Here is a 25,577-nt window from a genome sequence, read left to right as displayed (position 1 = left end):
GGATCAGTGGCCGAGCGCGGCGAGGTGCTCGCGCAGGGTCGGACCCGAGCGGAACTCGCCGACGAGGTGGCGCACGACCTCGCGGAGGTCGCCGTCGGACGCGTCGGCGACCGCGAGCTGGCGCGAGTAGCTGGCCCCGTCGGTGAGGATCGTCTGGATTCCCGCGAGCTCCCGGGCGCATCTGAGATCGACGGCGATGTCGCCGATCTCGTCCAGAGTCTCGCGCAGGTGGTCGATGACTGGGCGCTGCGTGCCGAGGTGGTCGACGACCACGCGGGCGTCGAGACCGTAGCGGGCCGCGCGCCACTTGTTCTCGCGGAGGAACCAGGGCTGGATCGTCTCGAGCGGCAGGCCTTCGTCGAGGCGGCGCGAGAAGTGCTCGACGAGCACCTGCACGAGCGCCGCGATGGCCGCCAGCTCCGGCAGGGTCGACATCCCGTCGCACGCGCGCACTTCGATGGTGCCCCAGCGGGGTGCGGGGCGGATGTCCCACCGCACCTCGGTGGCGTCCTCCATGACACCCGTGCTGACCATGTCCTTCAGGTAGCCCTCGAACTCGTCCCAGCTCTTGAGCGGCCACGGAAGCCCGGCGGTGGGCAGCTGCTGGAAGACCAGGGCGCGGTTCGAGGCGTATCCCGTGCGCTCGCCTGCCCAGAACGGGCTGGAGGCCGACAGTGCTTGCAGGTGCGGGAGATACACGGCGAGGGCGTTGATGATCGGGAACACCTTGCGGACGTCTTCGACGCCGACGTGCACGTGGATTCCCCAGATCATCATGTTGCGGCCCCACCATTGGGTGCGCTCGATGAGCTTGTGGTAGCGAGTCTTGTCGGTGACGCTCTGGTCGTACCACTGCGCGAACGGGTGACTGCCGGCGCAGAGCAGGTCGATGCCGTGCGGGTCGGTGAACGTGCGCACTTTCGCGATCGCGTCGGCGATGTCGTCGGTGGCCGCGGCCACGGTGTCGCCGACCCCGCTCGTGACCTCGACGGTGTTCGTCAGCAGTTCGCCGGTCACGGTGTAGCGCTCGAGGGCGGAGTCCTCTTCGAGGGCGGCGAGCAGCTCGGGGCCGCGCGGGATGAGGTCTCCTGTCGCGGCGTCGGCGAGCATCAGCTCCCATTCCAGGCCGACGGACGATCGGGCGGATGTCGCGAAGGGCACCGTCATGGGCACAGTCTGACACGATGACCCGCCGGGCCCGCTCGGTTCACGGCACAGGAAGACATCTGGCGGGCGGGGTGTTCGCGGGGGCTCCTGCGTTCTGGCGGGCGGGGTGTTCGCGGGGGGCTCCTGCGTTCTGGCGGGCGGGGTGTTCGCGGGAGCTCCTGCGTTCTGGCGGGCGGGGTGTTCGCGGGAGCTCCTGCGATATGGAAGAATTGTGGGCTGGATCACCCGCTCGACCCTCTATCCAGCGCGGAGATCCTCCTTCAGAGCTTCCGCCGGGTGTGCACCCCACTCTCCAGGCGACCGGTTCAATCACTTTCCACACATTCAGGAGAATCGTGGCTGTCAAGATTCGTCTCAAGCGCCTCGGCAAGATCCGTGCGCCCTACTACCGCATCGTCGTGGCCGACTCGCGCACCAAGCGCGACGGTCGTGTCATCGAGGAGATCGGCAAGTACCACCCCACCGAGGAGCCCTCGTTCATCGAGGTCGACTCGGAGCGCGCGCAGTACTGGCTGTCGGTCGGCGCCCAGCCGACCGAGCAGGTGCTCGCCATCCTCAAGCTGACCGGCGACTGGGGTCAGTTCAAGGGCGACAAGAACGCGGTCTCGACCGTGAAGACCCGCGAGGACAAGACCGCATACGAGGTCGACGCCTCGAAGAAGTCGGTCATCAAGCCGAAGGCTGAGAAGAAGGCCGAGGAGCCCGCTGAGGCTCCCGCCGACGAGGCGACCGACGCGGCCGACGAGGCCGCCGAGTCCGCCGAGTAATCCGTTGCTCGCCGCCGCGCTCGAACACGTCGTCAAGGGGATCGTCGATCACCCGGACGACGTCCGCATCGACTCGTCCACCTCGCCGCGAGGCGACGTGCTCGAGGTGCACGTCCACCCCGACGACCGGGGTCGCGTGATCGGGCGCGGCGGCCGCACGGCCAAAGCCCTGCGCACCCTCATCGCTGCCCTCGCCGACGGCCGCCGCGTGCGCGTCGACGTCGCGGACGACTGAGGTGTCCGCCGGCGACACCACGGGATCGGGCGCTGACGCCCGCAAGCCCGTGAACGCAATTCCGCCCGCGGGCAAGACGCAGCTCCGGGTCGGCCGCCTCGTGAAGGCGCACGGCCTGAAGGGCGCGATCAAGCTCGAGCTGTACACCGACGACCCCGAGGGCCGTTTCGTCCCCGGTGCGACGTTCACCCTCCAGGTGCCCGAGTCGTCGCCGTGGCACGGCAAGCCGCTCACGGTGCGCGAGTTCAAGTGGATGAACAGCCACCCGGTGGCCTTCTTCGAGGGCGTCGATGACCGCGACGCCGCCGAGGGGCTCATCCGCGCGATCCTCTGGGTCGACGAGGACATCCAGGCCTCGCCCGCCGAGGAGGATGCCTGGTTCGATCACCAGCTCGTCGGGCTGGACGTCGTGCGCGACGGTCAGACCGTCGGCAAGGTCGCACGTGTCGATCACTTCCCCTCGCAGGACCTTCTCATCGTGAAGGTGCGGGACGAAGAGATCCTCGTCCCGTTCGTCAAGGCGATCGTGCCTGAGGTCGACATCGCGGGCGGACGCGTCATCGTGACGCCGCCGGCAGGACTCTTCGAAGAGATCCCCGACGAGGCCGACGAGGCGCAGTCGGACTCCGCGGCCGACCCTGACGACTCCACCGACTGACGACTCTTCACTACGGGCTCCCGGTGAGCGTGCGGCAGATGTGATCTGGGGGAAACACGGCGGGAAACGCGCCGGAATCTCCATCCGGGACCATCGAAGGCATGGTCGAAGTCCGCACCGTGTGCTCCTACTGCGGCGTCGGCTGCGGTATCTCGGTGACGACCGCGGACGGGGGAGCGGGGAATCCTCTCGCCATCGCGAAGGTGGCGGGCGACCGCGCGCACCCCACGAACGCCGGCCGACTGTGCACCAAGGGCGCGACCCACGCCGAGCTCATGCAGGCTCCGGGTCGCATGACGTCCGCCCACGTGCGGGCCTCTCGCGGCGAGCCGGCGGCGCCGGTACCGGTCGCTGATGCGGTGACGGATGCTGCCGCCCGCCTCCGCGCGATCCTCGACGAGCACGGACCCGATGCGATCGCGCTGTACGTGTCGGGGCAGATGAGCATGGAGGCGCAGTACCTCTCGAACAAGCTCGTCAAGGGGTACCTGCGCGGGATCCACATCGAGTCGAACTCGCGGCTGTGCATGGCGTCGGCCGGAACCGGCTACAAGCAGTCTCTTGGAGCCGACGGCCCGCCCGGGTCGTACGAGGATTTCGACCGCGCCGACCTGTTCTTCGTGATCGGCTCGAACACGGCCGACTGCCACCCGATCCTGTTCCTGCGCATGGCCGACCGTCTGAAGCAGGGCGCGAAGCTCATCGTCGTCGATCCGCGTCGCACGACCACCGCCGAGCGCGCCGACCTGTTCCTGCAGATCCAGCCCGGCACAGATCTCGCGCTCCTGAACGGTCTCCTCCACCTGCTGGTGGAGGCCCGCGACATCGACGAGGAGTTCATCGCCGCTCACACCGAGGGCTGGGAGCACATGGCCGAGCTCCTCGCCGAGTACCCGCCGGCGCACGTCGCAGAGCTCACCGGACTCGCCGAAGACGACATCCGCACCGCCGCCCGCTGGATCGGCGAGGCCGGCGAGTGGATGACGCTGTGGACGATGGGCCTCAATCAGTCCACGCACGGCACATGGTCGACGAACGCCATCTGCAACCTGCACCTCGCGACCGGCGCGATCTGCAGGCCCGGCAGCGGTCCGTTCTCGCTCACCGGCCAGCCGAACGCGATGGGCGGGCGCGAGATGGGGTACATGGGCCCCGGGCTTCCCGGACAGCGCGCCGTGTTCAGTGCACCGGACCGCGCGTTCGCGGAGGAGATCTGGGACCTCGAACCCGGCGCGATCCGCGCGGAGTCGGGCTCGGGCACGATCGACATGTTCCGCCGCGCGGCGGATGGCGAGATCAAGGCCGTCTGGATCATCTGCAGCAACCCGGTCGCCTCCGTCGCCAACCGCAAGACGGTGATCGAGGCGCTCGAGACCGCCGAGCTCGTCATCGCGCAGGACGTCTACACCGAGACCGCCACCACCGCGTACGCCGACATCCTGCTGCCGGCCACGCTGTGGGTGGAAGCCGACGGCGTCATGGTCAACAGCGACCGCACCCTGACGCTCGTGCGCGACGTCGTCCCCGCCCCCGGCGAAGCGCAGCCGGACTGGCTGACGATCTGCCAGATCGCCCGGGCCATGGGCTTCGACGGGTTCGACTTCGCCTCGAGCGCCGAGGTGTTCGACGAGATCCGCCGCTTCTGGAACCCGCAGACCGGCTGGGACCTGCGGGGGGTGACCTACGAACGCCTGCGCGAGACGCCGGTGCAGTGGCCCGCGCCTCCGGACGACGCTCAGACGCGGCATCCGATCCGGTACATCAATGACGGGGTGAGCCAGTCGCTGCACGTCGAGGACGACGGCACGGTGCCCCGCCTCGCCTTCGCGACGCCCTCACGGCGCGCCCAGTTCCTCGCGCGACCGCACGTCGCCCCGGCGGAGCTGCCGGACGACGACTACCCCTGGGTCCTCAACACCGGGCGGCTGCCGCACCACTGGCACACGCTCACGAAGACCGGCCGGGTCGCCAAGCTCGCGAAGCTGCACCCCGGCCCGTTCGTGGAAGTGCACCCGTCCGATGCGGAGAGGCTCGGGATCGCGGAAGGCGACCAGGTCGAGGTCGCGTCGCGCCGCGGGCGGTTCGTCGTGCCCGCGGTGCTCACCGACCGCGTGCAGCCCGGCGGACTGTTCGCGCCCTTCCACTGGAACGATGAGCACGGCGAATACGTCACCGTCAATGCCGTGACCAGCGACGCGGTCGACCCCCTGTCGTCGCAGCCCGAGTTCAAATTCGCCGCGGTCACGCTTCGCCGGGTCGGCCCGGCCGTCGGGGGACCGGGATCGTCGACCTTGTCCGCCGACCAGGCACTGGCGAGCGCCGGCGTCGCCCTCGCGCCGCCGGAGCTGAACGATCTCGAGGGCGCCTACCTCGCGGGATTCCTCTCGACGGTGCGGTCGGTGGTCCTGGCGCCCGGCGAGGTGCCGGTACTGCCGGCCGAGGCGCCTCTCGGCGCGCTCGCGCGCGCATGGTTCGACGGCGTGCTCGCGGGGGCGTTCTCGCGCACGTCCGTCGGGATGGCCACGGCCGAGGCCCTGGACGAGGTCGTGGTGCTGTGGGGCTCGCAGACGGGCAACGCCGAGCAGTTCGCCACGGCGGCGACCGCGGCGCTCGGTGCCCGCGGCATCCCCGCGCGTGCTCGGAGCATGGCGGAACTGCGCGCCACGGACCTGACAGCGGTGAAACGCCTGCTCGTGGTCACCTCCACGTTCGGCGACGGCGGGCCGCCCGACAACGCGGCCGCCCTCTGGCACGAGCTCAACGCCGATGGCGCGCCGGAGCTGTCGGGGCTCCGCTACGCGGTTCTCGCGCTCGGCGATTCGAACTACGACGACTTCTGCGGCCACGGCCGCCGGTTCGACACGCGTCTGGGTGAGCTCGGCGCGACGGCGCTCCTCGACCGGGTCGACCTCGAGCCCGACGCCGACGAACCGCGCGAGGCGTGGCTGGCCCAGATCCTCGACACGCTGGCCGCGGAGGGGACGACGGGTGCGGCATCCGTCTCCGTGCAGGCGCCGCCGGCGAAGCGGCTGTTCAGCCGGGGCAACCCGGTGCAGGCGCCCCTCGTACGCAACGAGCTGCTGAGCGGGCCGGGGTCGCAGAAGGAGGTGCGGCGCTTCGCGTTCGACCTCTCGGACTCGGGCGCGACGTACGAGGCCGGCGACTCGCTCGGCGTCGTCTGCGCCAACGCGCCGTCCGTCGTCGCGGAGTGGCTCGACGCGACCGGCATCGCCCCGCTGGAGATCGTGGAGATCGACGGCGAGGAGCGCACCTTCGCCGACGCCCTGCGGACACGGCTCGACATCACGAAGACCCCCGTAGACCTGGTGCGCTTCATCGCGGAGCGCAGCGGCGACAGCATGCTCACCGGGCTCCTGCGCCGTGAGAACAAGGGCCGTCTCGAGCAGTTCCTGTGGAGCCAGCAGGCGGTCGACCTCGTGCGCGATTTCCCGGTGCGGGCCACCGCGTCCGACTGGGCCCGCGTGCTGAAGCGCCTGCAGCCCCGCCAGTACTCGATCTCATCGAGCCCCAAGGCCGACCCCGACACGGTGGAGCTCACCGTCTCGGTGGTGCGATTCGAGACCGACTCCGGACGCGCGCGCGGCGGCGTGTGCTCGACGTTCCTCGCGGATGGCGACGCGCCGGCGGCGCCCGTTTACCTGCAGCGCTCGCCCGCGTTCCGCCCGCCGGCGGCCGGCGACACGCCGATGATCATGATCGGTCCCGGCACGGGGATCGCGCCGTTCCGCGCGTTCCTGCACGACCGCCGCGCCGACGGCCACACCGGCCGCAACTGGCTGTTCTTCGGCGAGCAGCACGCAGCGAGCGACTTCTACTACCGCGACGAACTCGATGAGATGCGCGAGGACGGGTTCCTCACGCGCCTCGACGTCGCGTTCTCGCGCGACCAGCGGCAGAAGATCTACGTGCAGGACCGCATGGTCGAGCACGGCGCGCACCTGTGGCGCTGGCTCCAGGACGACGGCGCGCACGTGTACGTGTGCGGCGACGCGATGCGCATGGCAAAGGACGTCGACGCGACCCTCGTCGCGATCGCGCAGCAGCACGGCAAGCTCTCCGAGGAGGCCGCCGCCGAGTACGTGCGAGGCCTCGCCGCCGACGAGCGCTACGTCCGCGACGTCTACTGAGCTCAGCCCTCGCCGACGCTGCGTGAGATCCGGCTCTTCCTTGCGTCCTCGACCGACTGTCGCTTCGCGACCGCCCTCACCCCCCGCTCGTTCGCCACAGATGTACGCCGATCAGCGACGGTCGCGTGCATCTGTGACGGACGAACTCCATCTACGACGATGCCGGCGGACACGCAGAAGAGCGGATGCCTCGGGGTCGAGGCATCCGCTCTCCGTCAGAGCAGGTGCGGTCAGATGCGCTGCTTCGCGAGCGACTTCCGCGGGATCACGTACACGAACACCGTGAGCAGCAGGAGCCCGACGTACGCGGCGACGAAGCCGTAGAACGCTGCCTGGTAGCCGCCCGTGGCGAGCTGGGACGCGTTGAGCACCTGCGGCACGAGGAACCCGCCGTAGGCGCCGATCGCCGAGATCAGCCCGAGCGCCGCGGCCGCCTTGCGGATCATCTTCGTGGCGTCCGGCGTGCCGGGCTCGTAGCCCCGCGCCTGCGAGCGGGCGGCGAAGATGCTCGGGATCATGCGGTAGGTCGAGCCGTTGCCCATTCCGGTGGCCGCGAACAGCACGAGGAAGCACCCGAGGAACACCACGAAGTTGTGCATCGGCAGCGTCCAGACGAGCGCCAGCGCGCCGAGAGCCATGACCGAGAAGGCGCCGACGGTGACGCGTGCGCCGCCGAACCGATCGGCGAGCTTGCCGCCGTACGGGCGTGCGAGCGAGCCGACGAGCGCGCCGAGGAAGGCCAGCGAGACGGCCGCCTGTCCGACCTGGATCGTCGAGAACTCGGGGAACTGGTCGGCGATGAGCTTCGGGAAGACGCTCGCGAATCCGATGAACGAGCCGAAGGTGCCGATGTAGAGCACCGCCATGATCCACAGGTGAGGTTCGCGCAGCGCCGCGGCGGAGCTGCCGAAGTCCGCCTTGGCCGACGACAGGTTGTCCATGTAGCGCCATGCGCCCCACATCGCGACGAGGATGAGCGGGATCCACATCCAGCCGGCGAGCGAGATGTTGAGGGTCGCGCCGGCACCGATGGTCACCGCGATCGGCACGGCGAACTGCGCGACCGACGTGCCGAGGTTGCCGCCGGCGGCGTTCAGTCCGAGGGCCCAGCCCTTCTCCTTCTGCGGGAAGAAGTAGGTGATGTTGGCCATCGAGCTCGCGAAGTTGCCGCCGCCGACCCCGCCGAGGGCGGCGACGAGCAGCAGCACGCCGAACGGGGTCTCGGGGTTCGCGACGACGATGCCGAGGAGCACCGCCGGGATGAGCAGCAGGCCCGCCGACACGATCGTCCAGTTGCGGCCGCCGAAGATCGCGACCATGAACGTGTACGGGAAGCGCAGCGTGGCGCCGACGAGGCTCGGCAGCGAGATGAGCCAGAACGACTCCGAGCTGGTGAGCTGGAATCCTGCGGCCGGCAGCATCACGACGACGATGCTCCAGAGCTGCCAGATGATGAACCCGAGGAACTCGGCGAAGATGGACCAGCCGAGGTTGCGGCGGGCGATCGCGCGGCCCGAAGCCGCCCAGAATGTCGGGTTCTCGGCGTTCCAGCCGTCGATCCAGCGGCCGGGGCGATGGGTGAGGGTGACCGGCGTGTCGGCCGGGGCGATGGTGCGGGATGGAGCAGCGGTATCCGTCATCGACGGTGTATCGGTCGTGGTCATGGCGCCTCCCTGAGGTGAGCGGACACTTGGGGGTGAGTGTGTCTCCACGTTAGGGACGCGGTGTTTCGGCCCGTCTGCCCACCCGGTTACCTCTCCGTCACTTCTCGATCACGGATGCCGCGGGCCGAGGTGGACGCGCCGTCACACGTCGGAAACACGCGGGGCTTCTACACTCGAAGGCATGCGCGTCGACATCGTCACGATCTTCCCGACGTTCTTCGACGTGCTCGGCGTCTCGCTGATCGGGAAGGCGCGGGATCGCGGCATCCTCGACATGCATGTCCACGATCTGCGGGACTGGACCCACGATCGCCACCGCACCGTCGACGACACCCCCTACGGAGGCGGCGCGGGCATGGTCATGAAGCCCGAGCCCTGGGGTGAGGCGCTCGACGAGATGCTGAGCGACGACGCCGTGCTGCTGGTGCCGTCGCCCGCCGGCGAGCTGTTCTCGCAGCCGATGGCCCGCGAGCTCGCCGATGAGAAGCACCTCGTGTTCGCCTGCGGGCGCTACGAGGGCATCGACCAGCGCGTCGTGGACCACTACTCGGCGCGCGGGCGCGTGCGGCTGGTGAGCCTCGGCGACTACGTGCTCAACGGGGGAGAGGTCGCCGCGATGGCGGTGATCGAGGCGGTGTCGCGGCTGATCCCCGGTGTCGTCGGAAACCCCGAGAGCCTCGTCGAGGAGTCGCACGAGCTGGGTCTGCTCGAGTACCCGAGCTACACGAAGCCCGCCGACTGGCGCGGGCACGAAGTGCCGCCGGTGCTGCTCAGCGGCAACCACGGTGCGATCGCCGCGTGGCGGCACGAGCAGAGCCTGGAGCGCACCCGGGCGCACCGGCCCGACCTGCTGCAGGAGCCGGATCCGGCGGCCTGAACGCGGACGGATGCCGCGCGCCCGTCGCACGATGCCTCGCGCGGTGTGAGACGGTGTCATCCTTCTCGGGGGGTCAGGCGGGGTCGATGACGTTGAGCCGGTAGCCGCGCTTGACCACGGTCTTCACGAGGTCGGGCACGCCCAGCGACTCGCGGAGCCGCGCCACGGCCATCTCCACGGCGTGCGTGTTCTCGCCCGATCGCGGAAGCGCCGCCTGCAGGCGAGGCCGCGACACGACCCCGCCGTGAGCGTCGAACAGCGCCGCGATGATGTCGGTGGCGCTGCGCGACAGCGGGATGTGGCGGCCGTCGAGCACGATGCCCGTGCTGCGCAGCTCGAGACGCCCCGCCGAGGTCGGCAGCGACGCCGCGCCGCCCCCGCCGTAGTGCGTGACGACGGCCCGCACGAGTGAGCCGAGGCGCCCGCGCTCGGCGATGAGCGGCCGAAGGCCCGCATCCTGCAGCGGGCCGGCGGTGATCGGTCCGACCGCCGCCATGAGCAGGCGTCCTTCCGCCTCGCGATCGACGATGTCGTCGAGCACGCCCTCGTTCCGCCCCGCGGCGATCCACTCCGCCGCGCCCGGAGCGGACGTGAACAGCACCGCGTCGACCTCGCCCTGCGCCGCCGCGACGACGGAGCGCGAGACCGCGGCAGGGTCGGGGGGAGGACCCCACCGGTACACGGTGAGGCTCACCACGTCGGCGCCCGCGCCCTCGAACAGCTCGTCGAGGCCGTCGGCCCCCGAGCCGTGGTGCTGGACCGCCACGCGCTTGCCCGCGACGCCTTCGGCGAGGAGGAACTCGCCCAGCTCCGCGGAGGTCTCCGACTCCGCCACCCAGTCGGCCGTGAGGCCGGCCTGCTGGATCGCTCCCCGCGCCTTCGGCCCCCGCGCGACGATCTGGGCGCGGGAGAGCGCGGCGTGGAGGTCGTCGAGCAATCCGGCTTCGTCGGCGGCCTCCATCCAGCCGCGGAAGCCCACGCCGGTCGTGGCGACGACGACGTCAGGCTGCTGCTCGATGAGTTCGCGCGTCGCCGCGATCAGGGCGTCGTCGTCGATGTGGGGCACGATCGTCAGCGCGGGGGCGTGGCGCACCTGCGCGCCGTGACGCTCGAGCGCTGCGGCGAGCTCGGACGAGCGGCGATCGACGGCGATGACGATCGTGCAGCCGTCGAGAGCGGCCGAGAGGGTGGGGCGTGGGGTGGAGCTCAAAGGACGATGTCACCTGCCAGTTGGGGGTCGGGAAGCAGCAGCCCGGCGCGAGCGACCTCGCCGACCACGATGACCGCGGGGTTGCGCACACCGGCGAGGCCCGCGTCGACCACGACCGACCCTAGAGTACTGCGGGTGGTGCGCTGATCGCGGTGGTGGCCGCGCTCGACGATCGCGACGGGTCGGTCGGCCGGCACCCCGGCGTGCAGGGCGTCCGAGACGATGCGGGGCAGAGCGCCGACGCCCATGAGGATGACCGTCGTCACGGAGTCGTCGCGGAGAGCGGCGAGCGTGGCCTCGGTCACTTCCGAGGGGCCGTTCATGATGTGCACCGCTCCCGCGACACCGCGATGGGTGATCGGGATGCCGGCCGCCTGGGGCACCGCGACAGCGCTGGAGATTCCGGGAACGACGTCGACCGGGATGCCGGCGGCCAGGCAGGCGGCGACCTCTTCGCCGCCGCGGCCGAACACGAAGGGGTCGCCGCCCTTGAGACGCACCACGCGCTTGCCGGCGCGGGCGCGGGCGACGAGGATCTCGTTGATCTCGTCCTGCGGCACCGGGTGGTGGCCGGGGAGCTTGCCGACGTCGATGATTTCGACGTCCGGGCCGACGTGGTCGCGGATGTCGGTCGGACCGAGACGGTCCATCACGACGACCTCCGCCCTCGTCAGGAGGCGCCACGCCCGCAGCGTGAGCAGGTCGATGGGCCCGGGACCGCCGCCGATGAGGTCGACGCGCCCGATAGGCTGGTTCGCCCGCCCGGTCATCGTTCGCCCTCCCAGCGGACCAGGACGTGGCCGTCGTCGATCGCCACGGGCCAGACGTGGAGGCTCTTCGGCTCCTTGCCCTGTGTGTCGAGGCAGACGCCGGTGCGCAGATCGAAGACCTGCTTGTACATCGGCGAGGCGACCGTGGGGACGTCCTGGCGGGTGCCGACGATGCCGCGCGAGATGACGTGCGCGCGGCTGTAGGGATCGAGGTTCGAGACGGCGTGGACGCGGCCCGCCGAGCCGTCGGGGCCGTGGAGCAGGAACAGCGCGATCTGCGTGCCGCCCAGGAGGGCGGCACGGCCTCGTTCGACCTCGAGGTCGTCGAGCGCGCACACGCGCACCCAGCCGTCGGGGGCGGTGTACTCGGCCGTCTGCGGGTCGACGAGGGTCATCGGCGCACCTCCAGGGTCGTTCCGGCGATGAGCACGCGCGAGTCGGCGCGCTCGTCCTCGGTGGCGGGTCGGGGCTGGCCCCGCTCGGCCGTGTAGGCCAGCGAGGGGTCGGGCGTGGTCGGGGCGTTGACGAACGACGCGAACCGGCGGAGCTTCTCGGGGTCTTCGAGAGTCGCCTTCCACTCGTCCTCGTACGAGTCGAGGTGGGCGGCCATCGCGGCGTCGAGGTCGGCGCAGATGCCCAGGCTGTCTTCGAAGATCACTTCGCGCAGACCCTCGATGCCGCCGTCGAGGTCCTCGAACCACGGTGCGGTCCGCTGCAGCCGGTCGGCCGTGAAGATGTAGTACATCAGGAAGCGGTCGATCGCCGTGAGCAGCTCGTCGTCGCTGAGGCCCTCGGCGAGGAGCACCGCGTGGCGAGGCGTGAACCCGCCGTTGCCGCCGACGTACATGTTCCAGCCGGCCTCGGTGGCGATCACTCCGACGTCCTTGCCCCGCGCCTCCGCGCACTCGCGTGCGCAGCCCGAGACGCCGAGCTTGATCTTGTGCGGTGAGCGCAGACCGCGATAGCGCAGCTCGAGCTGCACCGCCATGCCGACCGAGTCCTGCACGCCGTAGCGGCACCACGTGGAGCCGACGCACGATTTCACCGTGCGCAGCGACTTGCCGTACGCGTGACCCGACTCGAAGCCGGCGTCCACGAGCTGCTTCCAGATCTCGGGCAGCTGCTCGAGGCGGGCGCCGAACATGTCGATGCGCTGGCCGCCGGTGATCTTCGTGTACAGGCCGAAGTCCTTCGCGACCCGGCCGATCACGAGCAGTCCTTCGGGCGTGATCTCGCCGCCGGGGATGCGGGGGACGACCGAGTAGCTGCCATCCTTCTGGAGGTTCGCCATCACGTGGTCGTTGGTGTCCTGCAGTGTGGCGTTCTCGCCCTCGAGCACGTGGCGGCGCACGAGCGTCGACAGGATGCTGGCGAGGGCCGGCTTGCAGATGTCGCAGCCGCGGCCGTTTCCGAAGCGCTCGATGACGGCGCTGAAGGTCTCAAGGCCCGACACGCGGACCGCGTCGAACAGCTGACGACGGGACATGTCGAAGTGCTCGCAGATCGCGTTGCTGAGCGCCGCACCGGACTTGGCGAGCTCGGTGCCGACGATCTTCTTGACCATCATCACGCACGAGCCGCACGCGGCACCGGCCTTCGTGCAGGACTTGACGGCCGCGACATCCGTGCAGCCCTCTTCGTGGACGGCGGTGCGGATCGCCCCGGCGGTGACGCTGTTGCAGGAGCACACGAGCGCCTCGTCGGGGAGGTCGCCGGTCGGCGCGGCGACGCCGCCCTCGGGCATGAGGTAGGCCGCCGGGTCGCCGCCCAGCGCGCCGCCGACGAGCGGCCGGAGCGAGCCGTATGCCGAAGCGTCGCCGACGAGGATGCCGCCGAGCAGCGTCTTCGCGTCGTCCGAGAGCACGAGCTTCTTGTAGACGCCGGCCACCGGGTCGGCATAGGTGATGTCGAGTGCGCCGGGGGTCTCGGCGAACGCGTCGCCGAAGCTGGCCACATCGACGCCCGACAGCTTGAGCTTGGTCGACAGGTCGTAACCGGGGAAGGATGCCTCGCCCCCGAGGAGACGCGTGGCCGCAACCTCCGCCATGGCGTATCCGGGGGCGACGAGGCCGACGCACATTCCGTCGAAGTTCGCGACCTCGCCGATCGCCAGCACGCGGGGGTCGGAGGTCTGGCAGCCGGCGTCGATCAGCACACCGCCGCGAGGGTGGACGTCGAGGCCGGCGCTGCGCGCCAGCTCGTCGCGCGGTCGCACGCCGACGGTGAACACCACGACGTCGGTGCGCGCGTACGTGCCGTCGCGGAACTCGAGACCGGTGACTTGTCCCGACCGGTCGGGGTCCAGACGCGTGGTGACGGCTTCCGTCTTCACCGCGATGCCGCGCGACTCGATGAGGCGCCGCAGTGCGTTGCCCGCGGGCAGATCCAGCTGCGCCGACATCAGCCGGTCGGAGGACTGCACCACGGTGCAGTCGACGTCGAGGCCCTGCAGCGCGCCCGCGGCCTCGAGGCCGAGGAGACCGCCGCCGATGACCGTGCCCACGAGCGGACGCCCGAGTTCCGCTGAACGCTGCTGGACGAACTGCTCGAGCTTCTCGACGTCGTCGAGCGTGCGGTAGACGAAGCAGCCTTCGAGGCCGAACCCGTCGACCGAGAGCTTCGCGGCGTACGAGCCCGTCGCGAGGATGAGCCGGTCGTACGCCACGCTCGTGCCGCTGCGGGTCGTGACGCGGCGCGCAGTGCGGTCGATGCGGGTGACGGCCTCGCCACGCAGGAACCGCACGCGCTCGTCGTCGAGCACCGCGCGCTCGAGTTCGAGGTCTTCCGGCGACGCGCCGGCGAAGAAGCCGGTCAGCCCCACCCGGTCATAGGGGTGGCGTTCCTCCTCGCCGATGAGCGTGATGCGCCACTCCTCGCCGGCCCGGCTGAGCAGGCTCTCCACGAAGCGGTGCGCGACCATGCCCGCGCCGACGATCACCACGTGGGTGCCGAGGGCAGGGGCGTCGTTCATGTCGTCACGGTACGCGGGTGATGTTGCGTCAGCGTCAGCGTCGTGTTTCCGGCTGTTGACACGGTCGCGGTGGGCCATGGCTCCTCCTCGGGGCGGACGACTCGGTGATGCTGACGCTACGAGCGCGGTGTTTCACGCCCCGACCGCCGGTGGTTACCCCGAGCGAACGTTTCGATCACACCGCCGGCGGCAGGGAAGTGAGAAGAACGGGACGGATGCTGCGCCCCTGCCGCATGCGCGGAGCACGCCCGTGCGGGCCCATGCCCTTGCCGTGTGGTCTGAAGGGGAGGATTCTCTGCTGCATGGGGAACCTCGCTTCGCGCGAGCTCCAGCTGATCCGCTCTCAGTTCGCGTTCCCGCTCCGCGACCGCACCGTGACGAACAACGCGGCGAGCACGCAGCCACCGCTCGCCGTGTTCGAGCTGCTGCGCGATCTGTCGGAGACCTACGAGAACGTCCACCGCGGGCAGTCCGACGCCTCGATCCGCACCACCGAGATGTTCGAGGCATCCTTCGACACCATCGCGACGTGGATCAACGCGCCGTCGCGGAACACCCTCTCGATGCACCGCAGCACGACCGAGGCGATCAACGCGGCGATGTACTCGCTGATGGCCGACTTCCGCGACGGCGACAACGTCGTCACGACGCTGATGGAGCACAACTCGAACTACGTGCCGTGGCACGCGCTGTGCCGTGAGATCCTGCCGCGGTTCGGCCGCCGGGTGGAGTGCCGGCTCGCACGGTTCGACCACGGGACCGGGGAGCTCGACCTCGAGCACCTGGCGAGCCTTGTCGATGCGCGCACGAAGCTCGTGTGCTGCACGGGCGGGTCGAACTTCCTCGGGACGAAGCCGCCGCTGGACGCGGTGCGCGCGATCGCCGACGCGGGCGGGTACTCCCAGCCGGACGGCCGCCGTGGTGCCCTGCTCCTCGTCGATGCCGCCCAGCGGTTCGCGAGCGGCCGCGTGGATGTGCAGGCGATGGACGCCGACTTCGTCGCGTTCTCGTTCCACAAGCTGCTGGCGCCCTTCGGGGTGGGAGTCCTCCACGCGAAAGAGACCCTGCGCGAGAGCCTTCCGCCGTTCCTGTACGGCGGCGACATGATCGCCGAGGGCCGGGTCTTCCCGGACCGCGTGGAGTACAACGAGCTGCCGTGGAAGTTCTCCGCGGGCACTCCCAACATCCTCGGCGTCATCGCGTCGGCGCAGACGCTCCGCCTCCTGGTCGACATGGTCGGCGCGGATCCGGAACGCGCATGGTTCCGCACGGACGACTCGCTGAGCTCGTCGGCCGTCGACGCCGCGATGGGGATCGTCGCCGAGCACGTGGCATCCCTCACCCAGCGCGCCATGGAAGGGCTCGCGGACGTCGGCGGCCTCCACGTCTACGGAGTGCCACGGGGGAGGGAGCGGACGCCGCTCGTGGCGTTCAACGTCGACGGGCACTCGCCGTTCGACATCGCCCGGGCGCTCAACACCCAGGGCGTCGAGTCGCGGGCCGGGTGCCACTGTGCGACGCTCGCGCACCACGATCTCGGCATCGACCCGCCCGCGAGCTGCCGGGTGAGCTTCGCTGTCTACAACACCTCCGAAGACGTCGATCGCGTGGTCGATGCCGTCCGGCAGGCCGTCGACACCCCGGAGCGGTTCATCGCCGCCGCCACGCTCAGGGACGCCCCGCGTCCGGTCGAGGACATCGCCGGGCGGGTCTGAGCTCCGCGGCTCGGCCACCCCGCTCCGATAAGGTGTACCGACCCGACGGCGAGGAGGAGATTCGTGCACACCTGGCCGGGATCGGCATATCCGCTCGGAGCGACGTTCGACGGGAGCGGAACGAACTTCGCATTGTTCAGCGAGGGAGCCGAGCGTGTCGAACTCTGCCTGTTCGGCGAGCGCGGCGCCGAGACCCGCCTCGATCTGGTGGAGGTCGACGCGTTCGTGTGGCACACGTACGTGCCGAACATCCAGCCCGGGCAGCGGTACGGCTACCGCGTGCACGGCCCGTACGACCCCGCGAACGGTCTGCGCTTCAACCCCGCCAAGCTCCTCCTGGACCCCTATGCGAAGGCGGTCGAAGGCGCGGTCACGTGGGGCCAGCCCGTGTACGGGTACACCTTCGGCGACCCTGACTCGCGCAATGACGAGGACTCCGCCGCCGACATGATCAAGGGCGTCGTCGTCAATCCGTTCTTCGATTGGGCGGGCGACCGCCGCCCCGGGACGCCGTACTCCGAGACGCTCATCTACGAGGCGCACGTGCGCGGGCTCACCGAGCGGCATCCGGCGATCCCGGACGACATGCGGGGCACCTACAGCGCCGTCGCGCACCCCGCGATCATCGAGCACCTGACGAAGCTCGGCGTCACGGCGATCGAGCTCATGCCGGTGCACCAGTTCGTCGACGACGCAGTGCTGCAGGACAAGGGTCTCTCGAACTACTGGGGCTACAACTCCATCTCGTACTTCGCGCCGCACAACCGCTACGCCGCGACCGGCGACCGCGGCCAGCAGGTGCAGGAGTTCAAGGGGATGGTGCGCGCACTCCACGCCGCGGGCATCGAGGTGATCCTCGACGTCGTCTACAACCACACCGCCGAGGGCAACCACCTCGGGCCCACGCTCTCGATGCGGGGCATCGACAACGCCGCGTACTACAAGCTCGACGACGACAAGCGCTACTACACCGACTACACCGGCACCGGCAACAGCCTCAATGTGCGCAACCCCCACTCGCTGCAGCTCATCATGGACTCCCTGCGCTACTGGGTGCTCGAGATGCACGTCGACGGGTTCCGGTTCGACCTCGCCTCGGCCCTCGCGCGCGAGTTCTACGACGTCGACCGGCTCTCGACCTTCTTCGAGCTCGTTCAGCAGGACCCGGTCGTGTCGCAGGTCAAGCTGATCGCCGAGCCGTGGGACGTCGGTCCCGGCGGGTACCAGGTCGGCAACTTCCCGCCCCAGTGGACCGAGTGGAACGGCAAGTACCGCGACACCGTCCGCGACTTCTGGCGCGGCGAGCCGCAGGCGCTGGGCGAGTTCGCGTCACGCCTCACCGGGTCGAGCGACCTGTACGAGCACTCCGGGCGCCGGCCCGTAGCATCCGTCAATTTCGTCACGGCCCACGACGGGTTCACGCTGCGCGATCTCGTGTCGTACAACGAGAAGCACAACGAGGCCAATGGCGAGGACGGGCGTGACGGCGCCGACGACAACCGCTCCGACAACTTCGGCGTCGAGGGGCCGACCGACGACCCCGCCGTGCTGACGATGCGCGCCCGTCAGCAGCGAAACTTCATCGCGACGCTCATGCTCAGTCAGGGAGTGCCGATGCTGCTGCACGGCGACGAGCTCGGCCGCACCCAGCAGGGGAACAACAACGGCTACGCGCAGGACAACGAGATCACCTGGATCGATTGGGATGCTGCGGACCGCCCGCTGCTCGAATTCACGGCAGCGATGAGCCGGCTGCGACGCGACCATCCGACGTTCCGCCGCCGGCGCTTCTTCGAGGGTCGCCCGGTGCGGCGTGACGTCGGCGTTCCGATCCAGGACATCGCCTGGCTGCGCCCCGACGGGACGCTCATGCAGCCCGATGACTGGGAGTCCGGCTTCGGCCGCGCCGTCGGCGTGTTCCTCAATGGTCAGGGCATCCGCGAGAAGGACCGGCGAGGCGAACCGATCCGGGATCGACACTTCATCGTCCTCTTCAACGCCGGCGACGACGTCATCGACTTCCGGATCCCGGTGGTCGAGTTCAGCCCCGACTGGGAGGTCGTCATCGACACGGCGGGGGAGCGGGCCGACTCGGCGCTCATCAAGCCCGGCGACACGCTCGGGCTGGCCGCGAAGTCGCTCGTCGTGCTGAGCGAGCACCCGCGGGTCGAGCGCGAGGTCGATCACTCGGTGGCGGCGTCGCTCGCGGCTGTCGCCGCCGCCGCGACACCTGCGCACGCACCCCGCGCGGAGCTGCGCACCTGAGCCGTCCGGTCAGGTGCGCAGCGAAGTCAGGCGACGCCGAGCCAGGAGCGGTCGGTGAGGACGATCGGGCCGGCCTCGGTGATCGCGACGGTGTGCTCGGAGTGCGCGCCGCGCGAGCCGTCGGTCGAGCGCAGCGTCCAGCCGTCGGGGTCGGTGACGAGCTCGTCGGTCGTCTGGAGGAACCAGGGCTCGAGTGCGAGCACCAGGCCCGCGCGAAGCGGGTAGCCGCGGCCGGCCTTGCCGTCATTCGCGACGTGCGGATCGCCGTGCATCTCACGGCCCACGCCGTGACCGCCGAAGTCGGTGTTGATCGAGTAGCCGTCGGCGTGTGCGACCGCGGCGATGGAGGCGGAGATGTCGCCGATGCGGTTGCCCACGGTCGCCGCGCCGATGGCGGCCGCCAGCGCGCGCTCGGTCGTGTCGATGAGTGCGAGGTCCTCGTCGCGCGGGGTGCCCACGACGAACGAGACCGCGGAGTCCGCGACCCAGCCGTCGACCGCCACGGCGAAGTCGAGCGAGATGAGGTCGCCGTCGCGCAGGGCGTAGTCGAAGGGGAGCCCGTGCAGGACCGCATCGTTCACGGAGGTGCAGATGACCTTCCCGAAGGGACGGGCGCCGAACGACGGGTGGTAGTCGATGTAGCACGACTCCGCCCCGGCGCGGCGGATGAGATCGTGCGCGCGACGGTCGATCGCGAGGAGGTTCGTGCCCACCTTGGTCTCGTCGCGCAGCGTCGCGAGGGTCTCGGCGACGAATCGCCCGGCGGGCTTCATCGCCTCGATCTCGGCAGGCGTGCGCAACTCGATCATGTGGTGGATCCTCTCGTTCCCCTCCATTCTGTCTGACCCGTCGGCGCGGGGCTGTGAGGATGCCCCGCGGCACGCGGAAGCGGACCATCGTGGTCGCCCACGGGCGTACCATCGGTGGCATGTGGCTGCGTCGCGCATTCTTCGGCTGGCTGATCCCGGCCGCCTTCCTGCTGCCGCTGTGGCTCCTCGTCGGATGGGCCGTGTTCAACGCCGGCGGGTGGGCGTTCCTCTGGGTGCTCTTCCTCGCCATCCCGGGCGTGTTCCTCTGGCAGCTCCTGCTCACGCTGCTGGTGCGAGCCCGCGGTACGGTGCGGGCGCACCGTGCCGTCTCCTGGTGGGATGTGCTCGGATTCACGGTGTGGCACGGACTCGTGATCTCGCTCGGCTTCTTCGACGAAGCGTGGTGGGCGCCCGTGATGGTCGTCGCGATCCTCACCGGCGTGGGCCTCTTCTGGCTCGAGCTGTGGCAGCTGTGGAGCGAGGCGCGGCCCTCGCGGTTCGTGCTGCACACCTCCGAGGGGGTGGCGTACATCCCTGCGCAGACGGACGCGCCGGAGGCCGCTGCGCGCGAGGTCATCGTCATCACGGAGAGACAGGCTCCGCCCGCGAGCTGACGCGGTTTGGCCGGGTGCGGCATCCATGGCAGAATGGATCTTTGTGCCCTGACCGGTTCTGCCTCAGGGGAACCAGCTGGCCGGCGTCACGCCGGAGGCCTGCGGCACGCTCAGTCCTTTACCATCCTTCCCGCGGTCGACCTGTGGCGGCCGCAGAGAGAGACGATCATGCAGATCCTCGACGCCGTCGACGCGGCTTCGCTCCGTTCCGACATCCCCGCGTTCAACGCCGGCGACACCGTGAAGGTGCACGTCAACATCACCGAGGGCAACCGCTCGCGTATCCAGGTCTTCCAGGGCGTCGTCATCGGCCGCTCCGGCGACGGCGTGCGCGAGACCTTCACGGTCCGCAAGATCAGCTTCCAGGTCGGCGTCGAGCGCACCTTCCCGGTGCACTCCCCGGTCATCGACCACATCGAGGTCGTGACCCGCGGTGACGTGCGTCGCGCGAAGCTGTACTACCTGCGCAACCTCCGTGGCAAGAAGGCCAAGATCAAGGAGAAGCGCGAGAGCAACTGACGCTCCTCCCGCAGCGTTCTCACGAAGCCCCGGACCCGCGAGGTCCGGGGCTTCGTCGTACTCCGGAAGGGCCGGAGTGTGCGACCCTTGAAGGCGGGGTGGCTGCGACCGTCGGCACCCGTGAAGGAACTCATGACGACCGAGAAGTCGGCTCCGGCCGAGCCGGCGCCCGGGGCCGAGCCCGCCGCGGCCATTCAGCCGCGTCGTCGGGGCTGGCTGGTGTTCCTGCGCGACGTGGTCGTGATCATCCTGATCGCGGTGCTGGTCTCCCTCGTCGTCAAGACGTTCCTGGTTCGGTCGTTCTACATCCCGTCGGGATCGATGGAGGACACCCTCCACGTCAAGGACCGCATCCTCGTCGACGAGATCACGCCGCGGTTCGGCAGCTACGAGCGCGGCGACATCGTCGTCTTCCAGGATCCCGGCGGCTGGCTTCCCCCCAGCACCGAGCCCCCGCGCCCGCCGGTCGTCGAGGGCGTGGAGTGGGTGCTGTCGCTCGTCGGGCTGGCCGCGCCCGACAGCGACGACCACCTCGTCAAGCGCATCATCGGCCTCCCCGGTGACCACGTCGTGTGCTGCAACGCCATCGGCCAGATCACCGTCAACGACGTGCCGATCGACGAGACCGCCTATCTCAAGCTCCCCGGGGGCGAGACCGCGGCCTCGGGCGATCCCTTCGACGTCACCGTCCCCGCGGGAAGCCTCTGGGTGCTCGGAGACAACCGCTATCGCTCGAAGGACTCGCGGTACAACACCGATCAGCCCGGCAAGGGCTTCGTCCCGATCGACAACCTCGTCGGACGCGCGTTCCTCGTGACGTGGCCGCTGGACCGGTTCGGGCTCCTCGACTTCCATCACGACGTGTTCGCCGGGGTTCCCGACGCGGAGCTGGAGGGCGGCGGGCAGTGACCGTCGCCGAGCCCCGCCTCACGCTCGAGCGCCGTCTCCTGCGGGAGCACACGCTCGTCATCGCGTGCGACGAGGTGGGGCGAGGGGCGCTGGCCGGGCCCGTCGCGGTCGGCGCAGCGGTCGTGGACGCCCCGAGATCGCGCAAGCGGATCCCGCAGGGGCTGCGGGACTCGAAGCTCGTCCCTGAGCTCAAGCGCGCCGATGTCGCCGCACGCGCCGCGTCATGGGTCGCCGCGAGCGCCGTCGGGTGGGCGAGCTCCGAGGAGATCGACGAGATCGGCATCATGCGCGCCCTCGGCCTCGCGTCGATCCGGGCGATCGCCGACCTGCGGGCGCACGGCGTCGTGCCGGAGAACGCCATCGTCATCCTCGACGGCAACTACGACTACATCCGGCCTGCCGGCGAGTGGGGACTCACGGTGCGGCCGGTGATCAAGGCCGACCGCGACTGCGCGTCGGCGGCGGCGGCATCCGTCATCGCGAAGGTCGCGCGCGACCGCCTCATGACCGAACTCCACGACGAGCTGCCCGCGTACAACTGGGCTCGCAACAAGGGCTACGCCAGTCCCGACCATCGCGAGGCGATCCGCACGCACGGGATCAGCCGGCACCATCGGGCGTCCTGGTCGATCGCGGAGGCGCCGACGCTCTTCTGAGCGTTCGCCACACGCGCACGGGGGTCGCCGGGGCCGCGCGCGCCCATAGGATGGATGCACCATGGATGACGAGGTCTTCGAAGACTACGACCGCGAGCTCGAGCTCGCTCTGTACCGCGAGTACCGCGATGTCGTCTCGCAGTTCCAGTACGTGATCGAGACGGAGCGGCGCTTCTACCTCGCGAACGAGGTCAACGTCGTGCGCCGCGACACCGAGCACGATTTCTACTTCGAGATCTCGATGTCCGATGTCTGGGTCTGGGACATCTACCGCGCCGACCGCTTCGTGAAGGCGGTGCGGGTGCTGACGTTCAAGGACGTCAACGTCGAAGAGCTCTCGCGCCGCGATTTCCACCTCCCCGAAGAGCTCTCGCTCGACACCTGAGCAGGCGCGACGCCTCCTCCCCAGACCGCCTGTTCCGGGACGATGACCGAGTTCTGAACGGATGCCGCGCCCCCGCGTCCGCGCGGAGGCCCCCGCGCGCGACGATGCCGGAATGGCAGATAAAGACGTCCTGGGGCGCGCGGGCGAGGAACGCGCCGCCCGGTACTTCGAGGCGCAGGGTTTCACCGTCCTCGCCCGCAACTGGCGATGCCGGGACGGCGAGATCGATCTGGTGGTCGCCGACCGGGCCGCGGTCGTCGTCGTCGAGGTCAAGACCCGCCGGGGCGAGCGCTTCGGACACCCGTTCGAGGCGATCGACGCCCGCAAGCGCGGCAGACTCTGGCGGCTGTCGATCGCGTGGGCGAGCGCCCACCGCGAGCAGCTGCAAGGGCGCCGGCTCCGCATCGATGCCGTCGGCATCGTCGGCCCCGACCCGAGCACGGCCCGCCTGGAGCACCTCGTCGACGTGGAGGTGCCGTGAACGTTGCGCGCACCTGGGCGGTCGCCCTCGTCGGCGCCGAGGGCGAGTGCGTCGAGGTCGAGGCGGACCTCTCGAACCAGCAGCCGGACTTCCGCATCATCGGGCTTCCCGACAAAGCGCTCGGCGAGTCGGTCCAGCGCGTGCACAACGCCTGTGCCAACAGCGGCACACCGCTCACGAGGCGACGCCTCACCGTGAACCTGTCGCCCGCGAGCCTGCCCAAACAGGGATCCGGATTCGACGTCGCCATCGCGGTCGCTTCCCTCGCGACCGAGACCTCCATGGACTCGGCGTCTCTGGCGTCCGCGGTCCACATCGGCGAGCTGGGCCTCGACGGTCGCCTCCGGCCTGTGCCGGGGATCCTTCCGGCGGTGGTCGCGGCGCGGCGGGCGGGGCATCGACGGGTCGTCGTGCCGCATGCGAACGGTCCTGAGGCGTCGCTCGTCGAGGGCATCGAGGTGCTCGCCGCGGTCAACCTCGCGCAGGTGATCGCGTGGCATGGCGGCGAGGTCGAGGTCGCCGATGTCGATCCGGTGGGACTGCCGGACGATGAGGATGCCCCCCAACCCGCACTCGATCTCGCGGAGGTGATCGGACAGCGCGATGCCGTCGAGGCGCTCGTCGTCGCCGCCGCCGGCGGGCACCATCTGCTGATGTGCGGGCCGCCGGGGGCGGGGAAGACGATGCTCGCCCGGCGCCTGCCCGGCATCCTTCCCGAGCTCGACGACCGCGCGGCGCTGGCGGCGGCATCGATCCGCAGCCTCGCCGGTTCCCGGGTCGTCGAACTGTCGCGGACTCCGCCCTTCGTCGCGCCGCATCACAGCGCGAGCGTGGCCGCCCTGGTGGGCGGCGGCACACGCGTGGTGCGGCCTGGGGCGATCGCGCGCGCGAGCGAGGGCGTGCTCTTCCTCGACGAGGCCGGCGAGTTCGCCGCCAGCGCGCTCGATGCGCTGAGGCAGCCGCTCGAGTCCGGCTCCATCACGATCGACCGCGCCGGCGCTCACGCGCAGTTTCCGGCGCGGTTCCAGCTCGTGCTCGCCACGAACCCCTGTCCGTGCGGCGACTACGGCATCCGGGGCGGCACCTGCACGTGCCCACCGGCGGCGATCCGCCGCTACCTCGGCCGGTTGTCAGGGCCGCTCCTGGACCGCATGGACATCGAGTTGACGCTCACCCGCGTCGCGGTCGCCCAGCGCGGCGCCGGGCCGACGATCTCGACCGCGGCTGCGAAGGCACGTGTCGCCGAGGCGCGGGAACGCGCGCGCCACCGCCTCGCCGGGACCCCGTGGACAGTGAACGCCGACGTACCCGGCACCTGGCTGCGCGAGGGACCGGCGGCGCCGTCCCCGGTCGTCCGACGCCCGCTCGACGCCGCCCTCCACCGCGGCGCGCTCACGCTGCGCGGGTACGACAGGGTGCTGCGGGTCGCATGGTCGCTGGCCGACATCGAGGGGCGCGGCCAGCTCGGGGCGGAGCACGTCGGCCGCGCGCTCTACCTGAAGAAGGGGATCGCGCTGTGATCGCGTTCGACCTGAGCGCCGATGCGGCGCGCCGCGCGTTGGCGCCCGCGGGGGTCGACCATGACCCGGAAGCGGCGCAGGAACGGTACGCCACAGCAGTCTGGTGTCAGCTCATCGAACCGGGGGACTCGGTCGCGGGGCGCCTCATCGCCGTCCGCGGTCCGGTCGCGAGCCTCGAAGCGGTCGTGGCCGGTGGCGATCTGGCCGAACTCTTGCCCAAGGAGGCGGCCGAGGGGCGCAAGCGGTGGCTGCCGCGACTGTCTGCGGGCGCCGTCGCCGACTCCCTGGCGACGGCGGCGGCACGCGGAGTCAGGCTGGTGACGCGGGCGGATCCCGAGTGGCCGACGCAGCTGGACGACCTCGGCATGCATGCGCCGCTGTGCCTGTGGGTGCGGGGCGATGCCGCGGCGCTGCCGAGGCTCCAGGCATCCGTCGCCATCGTCGGGGCCCGGGCGGCGTCCCAATACGGAGATCACGTGGCGCGGGAGCTCGCGGCCGAACTGGCCGGCAGCGGCATCGCCGTCGTATCCGGCGGCGCCTACGGGATCGACGGGTCCGCGCACCGAGCGGCGCTTCTGGCGGGCGGCCTCACCGTCGCACTGCTCGCGGGCGGCGCGGACCGCGCGTATCCGGTGGGTCACACCCAGCTGATCGACGACGTCGCGCGACGGGGTGTCGTCGTGAGCGAGGTGGCGTGCGGCTCCGCGCCGACGAAGTGGCGGTTCCTGCAGCGCAATCGGCTGATCGCCGCGCTGTCGGCGGCCACCGTCGTCGTCGAGGCGGGGTGGCGCAGCGGGTCGCTCAACACCGCCGGGCACGCGGCCGCGTTGTCGCGCCCGCTCGGCGCCGTGCCCGGCCAGATCACGTCGGCGACATCGGCGGGCACGCACCGGCTCATCCGCGAGTACGGCGCGCAGTGCATCACCAGCGCCGACGATGTTCGAGAGCTGCTGGGCATGGCTGCGGGGATGGATGCCGCCACCGCCGCGCGCGGTACCTACATCGGGGACGCCACCCGGGTGAAGGACGCCATGAGCACCCGCGTCTGGAGGGACGCCCGCGAGATCGCGCGACGGGCGGGCATGGCAGCCGATGCCGTGGAGGGCATTCTCGGTCTGCTGGCGCTCGATGGAGTGGTCGAATCCGGCCTCGAGGGCTGGCGGCTGTCTCGGATCGGAGGGTGAGGGGCCGGCGGCGAGGCGGCGCACGGTGCGTCGCACGGCGGTAGGACGCGTCG

The 25,577-nt window shown here is 70.5% G+C and carries 22 protein-coding genes; 15 read left to right on the top strand and 7 right to left on the bottom strand.

The annotated features are described in order from the left end of the window. Positions 1–3: 3 nt before the first annotated feature. Entirely contained in the window at positions 4–1,167 is a 1,164-nt protein-coding gene (locus ACEYYH_RS11650; RefSeq protein ID WP_374974564.1) for a glutamate--cysteine ligase, read from the bottom strand. Positions 1,168–1,502: 335 nt separating this feature from the next. Here ACEYYH_RS11650 and rpsP point away from each other — a divergent pair, with 335 nt between their 5' ends. The 4 genes from rpsP to ACEYYH_RS11630 all read left to right on the top strand — a co-directional run bounded on the left by rpsP (position 1,503) and on the right by ACEYYH_RS11630 (position 6,975). Next, positions 1,503–1,934 carry a 30S ribosomal protein S16 gene (rpsP, locus tag ACEYYH_RS11645; RefSeq protein WP_374974563.1) on the top strand — a complete coding sequence of 144 codons (432 nt, stop codon included), beginning with the start codon at positions 1,503–1,505 and terminating at the stop codon, positions 1,932–1,934. Positions 1,935–1,938: 4 nt separating this feature from the next. Further along, entirely contained in the window at positions 1,939–2,169 is a 231-nt protein-coding gene (locus tag ACEYYH_RS11640; protein ID WP_374974562.1) for an RNA-binding protein, read from the top strand. Between the two features lies 1 nt (position 2,170). Next, positions 2,171–2,827 (top strand): ribosome maturation factor RimM, encoded by a 657-nt coding sequence (rimM, locus tag ACEYYH_RS11635; protein ID WP_374974561.1) that lies wholly within the window; start codon positions 2,171–2,173, stop codon positions 2,825–2,827. A 101-nt stretch (positions 2,828–2,928) separates the two neighbouring features. Continuing rightward, entirely contained in the window at positions 2,929–6,975 is a 4,047-nt protein-coding gene (locus ACEYYH_RS11630; protein ID WP_374974560.1) for a molybdopterin-dependent oxidoreductase, read from the top strand. 230 nt (positions 6,976–7,205) lie between these two features. Here the strand turns inward: ACEYYH_RS11630 and ACEYYH_RS11625 are convergent, their stop codons facing one another. Continuing rightward, complete coding sequence (locus ACEYYH_RS11625; RefSeq protein WP_374974559.1) at positions 7,206–8,639, bottom strand: MFS transporter; 1,434 nt, start codon at positions 8,637–8,639, stop codon at positions 7,206–7,208. A gap of 181 nt (positions 8,640–8,820) precedes the next feature. On the opposite strand from ACEYYH_RS11625, the gene trmD reads away from it, so the two are divergent. Further along, positions 8,821–9,516, top strand: a complete 696-nt coding sequence (gene trmD / locus ACEYYH_RS11620; protein WP_374974558.1) for a tRNA (guanosine(37)-N1)-methyltransferase TrmD — start codon at positions 8,821–8,823, stop codon at positions 9,514–9,516. Positions 9,517–9,589: 73 nt separating this feature from the next. On the opposite strand, the gene ACEYYH_RS11615 is transcribed toward trmD, so the two are convergent. From ACEYYH_RS11615 to nirB, 4 genes are read right to left on the bottom strand one after another with little or no spacing between them, the layout of a single operon-like run. Further along, entirely contained in the window at positions 9,590–10,726 is a 1,137-nt protein-coding gene (locus tag ACEYYH_RS11615) for a uroporphyrinogen-III synthase (RefSeq protein ID WP_374974557.1), read from the bottom strand. Then, the gene (cobA, locus tag ACEYYH_RS11610) at positions 10,723–11,496 is read right to left on the bottom strand and encodes a uroporphyrinogen-III C-methyltransferase (protein ID WP_374974556.1); all 774 of its coding nucleotides are present in this window, start codon (positions 11,494–11,496) and stop codon (positions 10,723–10,725) included. The genes ACEYYH_RS11615 and cobA overlap by 4 nt, the downstream gene beginning before the upstream one ends. Beyond that, positions 11,493–11,891 carry a nitrite reductase small subunit NirD gene (gene nirD, locus ACEYYH_RS11605; protein WP_374974555.1) on the bottom strand — a complete coding sequence of 133 codons (399 nt, stop codon included), beginning with the start codon at positions 11,889–11,891 and terminating at the stop codon, positions 11,493–11,495. Before nirD ends, cobA begins: the two co-directional genes overlap by 4 nt. Then, the gene (gene nirB / locus ACEYYH_RS11600) at positions 11,888–14,467 is read right to left on the bottom strand and encodes a nitrite reductase large subunit NirB (RefSeq protein WP_374974554.1); all 2,580 of its coding nucleotides are present in this window, start codon (positions 14,465–14,467) and stop codon (positions 11,888–11,890) included. Before nirB ends, nirD begins: the two co-directional genes overlap by 4 nt. Positions 14,468–14,769: 302 nt before the next feature. Here nirB and ACEYYH_RS11595 point away from each other — a divergent pair, with 302 nt between their 5' ends. Continuing rightward, a complete protein-coding gene (locus tag ACEYYH_RS11595) occupies positions 14,770–16,182 on the top strand; it encodes an aminotransferase class V-fold PLP-dependent enzyme (RefSeq protein WP_374974553.1) in 1,413 nt (470 codons plus the stop codon). A 63-nt stretch (positions 16,183–16,245) separates the two neighbouring features. Continuing rightward, positions 16,246–18,447, top strand: a complete 2,202-nt coding sequence (gene glgX / locus ACEYYH_RS11590; RefSeq protein WP_374974552.1) for a glycogen debranching protein GlgX — start codon at positions 16,246–16,248, stop codon at positions 18,445–18,447. A 26-nt stretch (positions 18,448–18,473) separates the two neighbouring features. Here glgX and map read toward each other — a convergent pair whose 3' ends face one another. Continuing rightward, positions 18,474–19,256, bottom strand: a complete 783-nt coding sequence (map, locus tag ACEYYH_RS11585) for a type I methionyl aminopeptidase (RefSeq protein ID WP_374974551.1) — start codon at positions 19,254–19,256, stop codon at positions 18,474–18,476. 119 nt (positions 19,257–19,375) lie between these two features. On the opposite strand from map, the gene ACEYYH_RS11580 reads away from it, so the two are divergent. From ACEYYH_RS11580 to dprA, 8 genes are all read left to right on the top strand, one after another. After that, the gene (locus ACEYYH_RS11580) at positions 19,376–19,870 is read left to right on the top strand and encodes an MFS transporter permease (RefSeq protein ID WP_374974550.1); all 495 of its coding nucleotides are present in this window, start codon (positions 19,376–19,378) and stop codon (positions 19,868–19,870) included. Between the two features lie 168 nt (positions 19,871–20,038). Then, positions 20,039–20,389 carry a 50S ribosomal protein L19 gene (rplS, locus tag ACEYYH_RS11575; protein ID WP_045297891.1) on the top strand — a complete coding sequence of 117 codons (351 nt, stop codon included), beginning with the start codon at positions 20,039–20,041 and terminating at the stop codon, positions 20,387–20,389. A 132-nt stretch (positions 20,390–20,521) separates the two neighbouring features. Then, positions 20,522–21,298 (top strand): signal peptidase I, encoded by a 777-nt coding sequence (gene lepB / locus ACEYYH_RS11570; protein WP_374974549.1) that lies wholly within the window; start codon positions 20,522–20,524, stop codon positions 21,296–21,298. Beyond that, on the top strand, positions 21,295–21,954 hold the full coding sequence (locus tag ACEYYH_RS11565; RefSeq protein WP_116193148.1) for a ribonuclease HII: 660 nt from the start codon (positions 21,295–21,297) through the stop codon (positions 21,952–21,954). The genes lepB and ACEYYH_RS11565 overlap by 4 nt, the downstream gene beginning before the upstream one ends. 61 nt (positions 21,955–22,015) lie before the next feature. Further along, positions 22,016–22,339 carry a DUF2469 family protein gene (locus ACEYYH_RS11560; RefSeq protein WP_045297888.1) on the top strand — a complete coding sequence of 108 codons (324 nt, stop codon included), beginning with the start codon at positions 22,016–22,018 and terminating at the stop codon, positions 22,337–22,339. Positions 22,340–22,451: 112 nt separating this feature from the next. Next, complete coding sequence (locus ACEYYH_RS11555; RefSeq protein WP_374974548.1) at positions 22,452–22,820, top strand: YraN family protein; 369 nt, start codon at positions 22,452–22,454, stop codon at positions 22,818–22,820. Then, entirely contained in the window at positions 22,817–24,340 is a 1,524-nt protein-coding gene (locus ACEYYH_RS11550) for a YifB family Mg chelatase-like AAA ATPase (protein ID WP_374974547.1), read from the top strand. The genes ACEYYH_RS11555 and ACEYYH_RS11550 overlap by 4 nt, the downstream gene beginning before the upstream one ends. Next, positions 24,337–25,524, top strand: coding sequence for a DNA-processing protein DprA (dprA, locus tag ACEYYH_RS11545; protein ID WP_374974546.1), 1,188 nt, complete (start codon positions 24,337–24,339; stop codon positions 25,522–25,524). The genes ACEYYH_RS11550 and dprA overlap by 4 nt, the downstream gene beginning before the upstream one ends. Positions 25,525–25,577 lie beyond the last annotated feature (53 nt).

The sequence above is a fragment of the Microbacterium trichothecenolyticum genome (genome assembly GCF_041938625.1).
Lineage (GTDB): Bacteria > Actinomycetota > Actinomycetes > Actinomycetales > Microbacteriaceae > Microbacterium > Microbacterium trichothecenolyticum_D.
The sequence above is the reverse complement of the archived record's forward strand: the minus strand, read 5'-3'. Positions and strand labels throughout refer to the sequence as shown.

What these genes read in the sequence shown, in the direction of transcription:
- ACEYYH_RS11650 (WP_374974564.1), bottom strand. Translation starts at nt 1,167, where the DNA reads ATGACGGTGCCCTTCGCGACATCCGCCCGATCGTCCGTCGGCCTGGAA.
- ACEYYH_RS11630 (WP_374974560.1), top strand. Translation starts at nt 2,929, where the DNA reads ATGGTCGAAGTCCGCACCGTGTGCTCCTACTGCGGCGTCGGCTGCGGT.
- ACEYYH_RS11625 (WP_374974559.1), bottom strand. Translation starts at nt 8,639, where the DNA reads ATGACCACGACCGATACACCGTCGATGACGGATACCGCTGCTCCATCC.
- trmD (WP_374974558.1), top strand. Translation starts at nt 8,821, where the DNA reads ATGCGCGTCGACATCGTCACGATCTTCCCGACGTTCTTCGACGTGCTC.
- cobA (WP_374974556.1), bottom strand. Translation starts at nt 11,496, where the DNA reads ATGACCGGGCGGGCGAACCAGCCTATCGGGCGCGTCGACCTCATCGGC.
- nirD (WP_374974555.1), bottom strand. Translation starts at nt 11,891, where the DNA reads ATGACCCTCGTCGACCCGCAGACGGCCGAGTACACCGCCCCCGACGGC.
- nirB (WP_374974554.1), bottom strand. Translation starts at nt 14,467, where the DNA reads ATGAACGACGCCCCTGCCCTCGGCACCCACGTGGTGATCGTCGGCGCG.
- ACEYYH_RS11595 (WP_374974553.1), top strand. Translation starts at nt 14,770, where the DNA reads ATGGGGAACCTCGCTTCGCGCGAGCTCCAGCTGATCCGCTCTCAGTTC.
- map (WP_374974551.1), bottom strand. Translation starts at nt 19,256, where the DNA reads ATGATCGAGTTGCGCACGCCTGCCGAGATCGAGGCGATGAAGCCCGCC.
- ACEYYH_RS11580 (WP_374974550.1), top strand. Translation starts at nt 19,376, where the DNA reads ATGTGGCTGCGTCGCGCATTCTTCGGCTGGCTGATCCCGGCCGCCTTC.
- rplS (WP_045297891.1), top strand. Translation starts at nt 20,039, where the DNA reads ATGCAGATCCTCGACGCCGTCGACGCGGCTTCGCTCCGTTCCGACATC.
- lepB (WP_374974549.1), top strand. Translation starts at nt 20,522, where the DNA reads ATGACGACCGAGAAGTCGGCTCCGGCCGAGCCGGCGCCCGGGGCCGAG.
- ACEYYH_RS11560 (WP_045297888.1), top strand. Translation starts at nt 22,016, where the DNA reads ATGGATGACGAGGTCTTCGAAGACTACGACCGCGAGCTCGAGCTCGCT.
- ACEYYH_RS11555 (WP_374974548.1), top strand. Translation starts at nt 22,452, where the DNA reads ATGGCAGATAAAGACGTCCTGGGGCGCGCGGGCGAGGAACGCGCCGCC.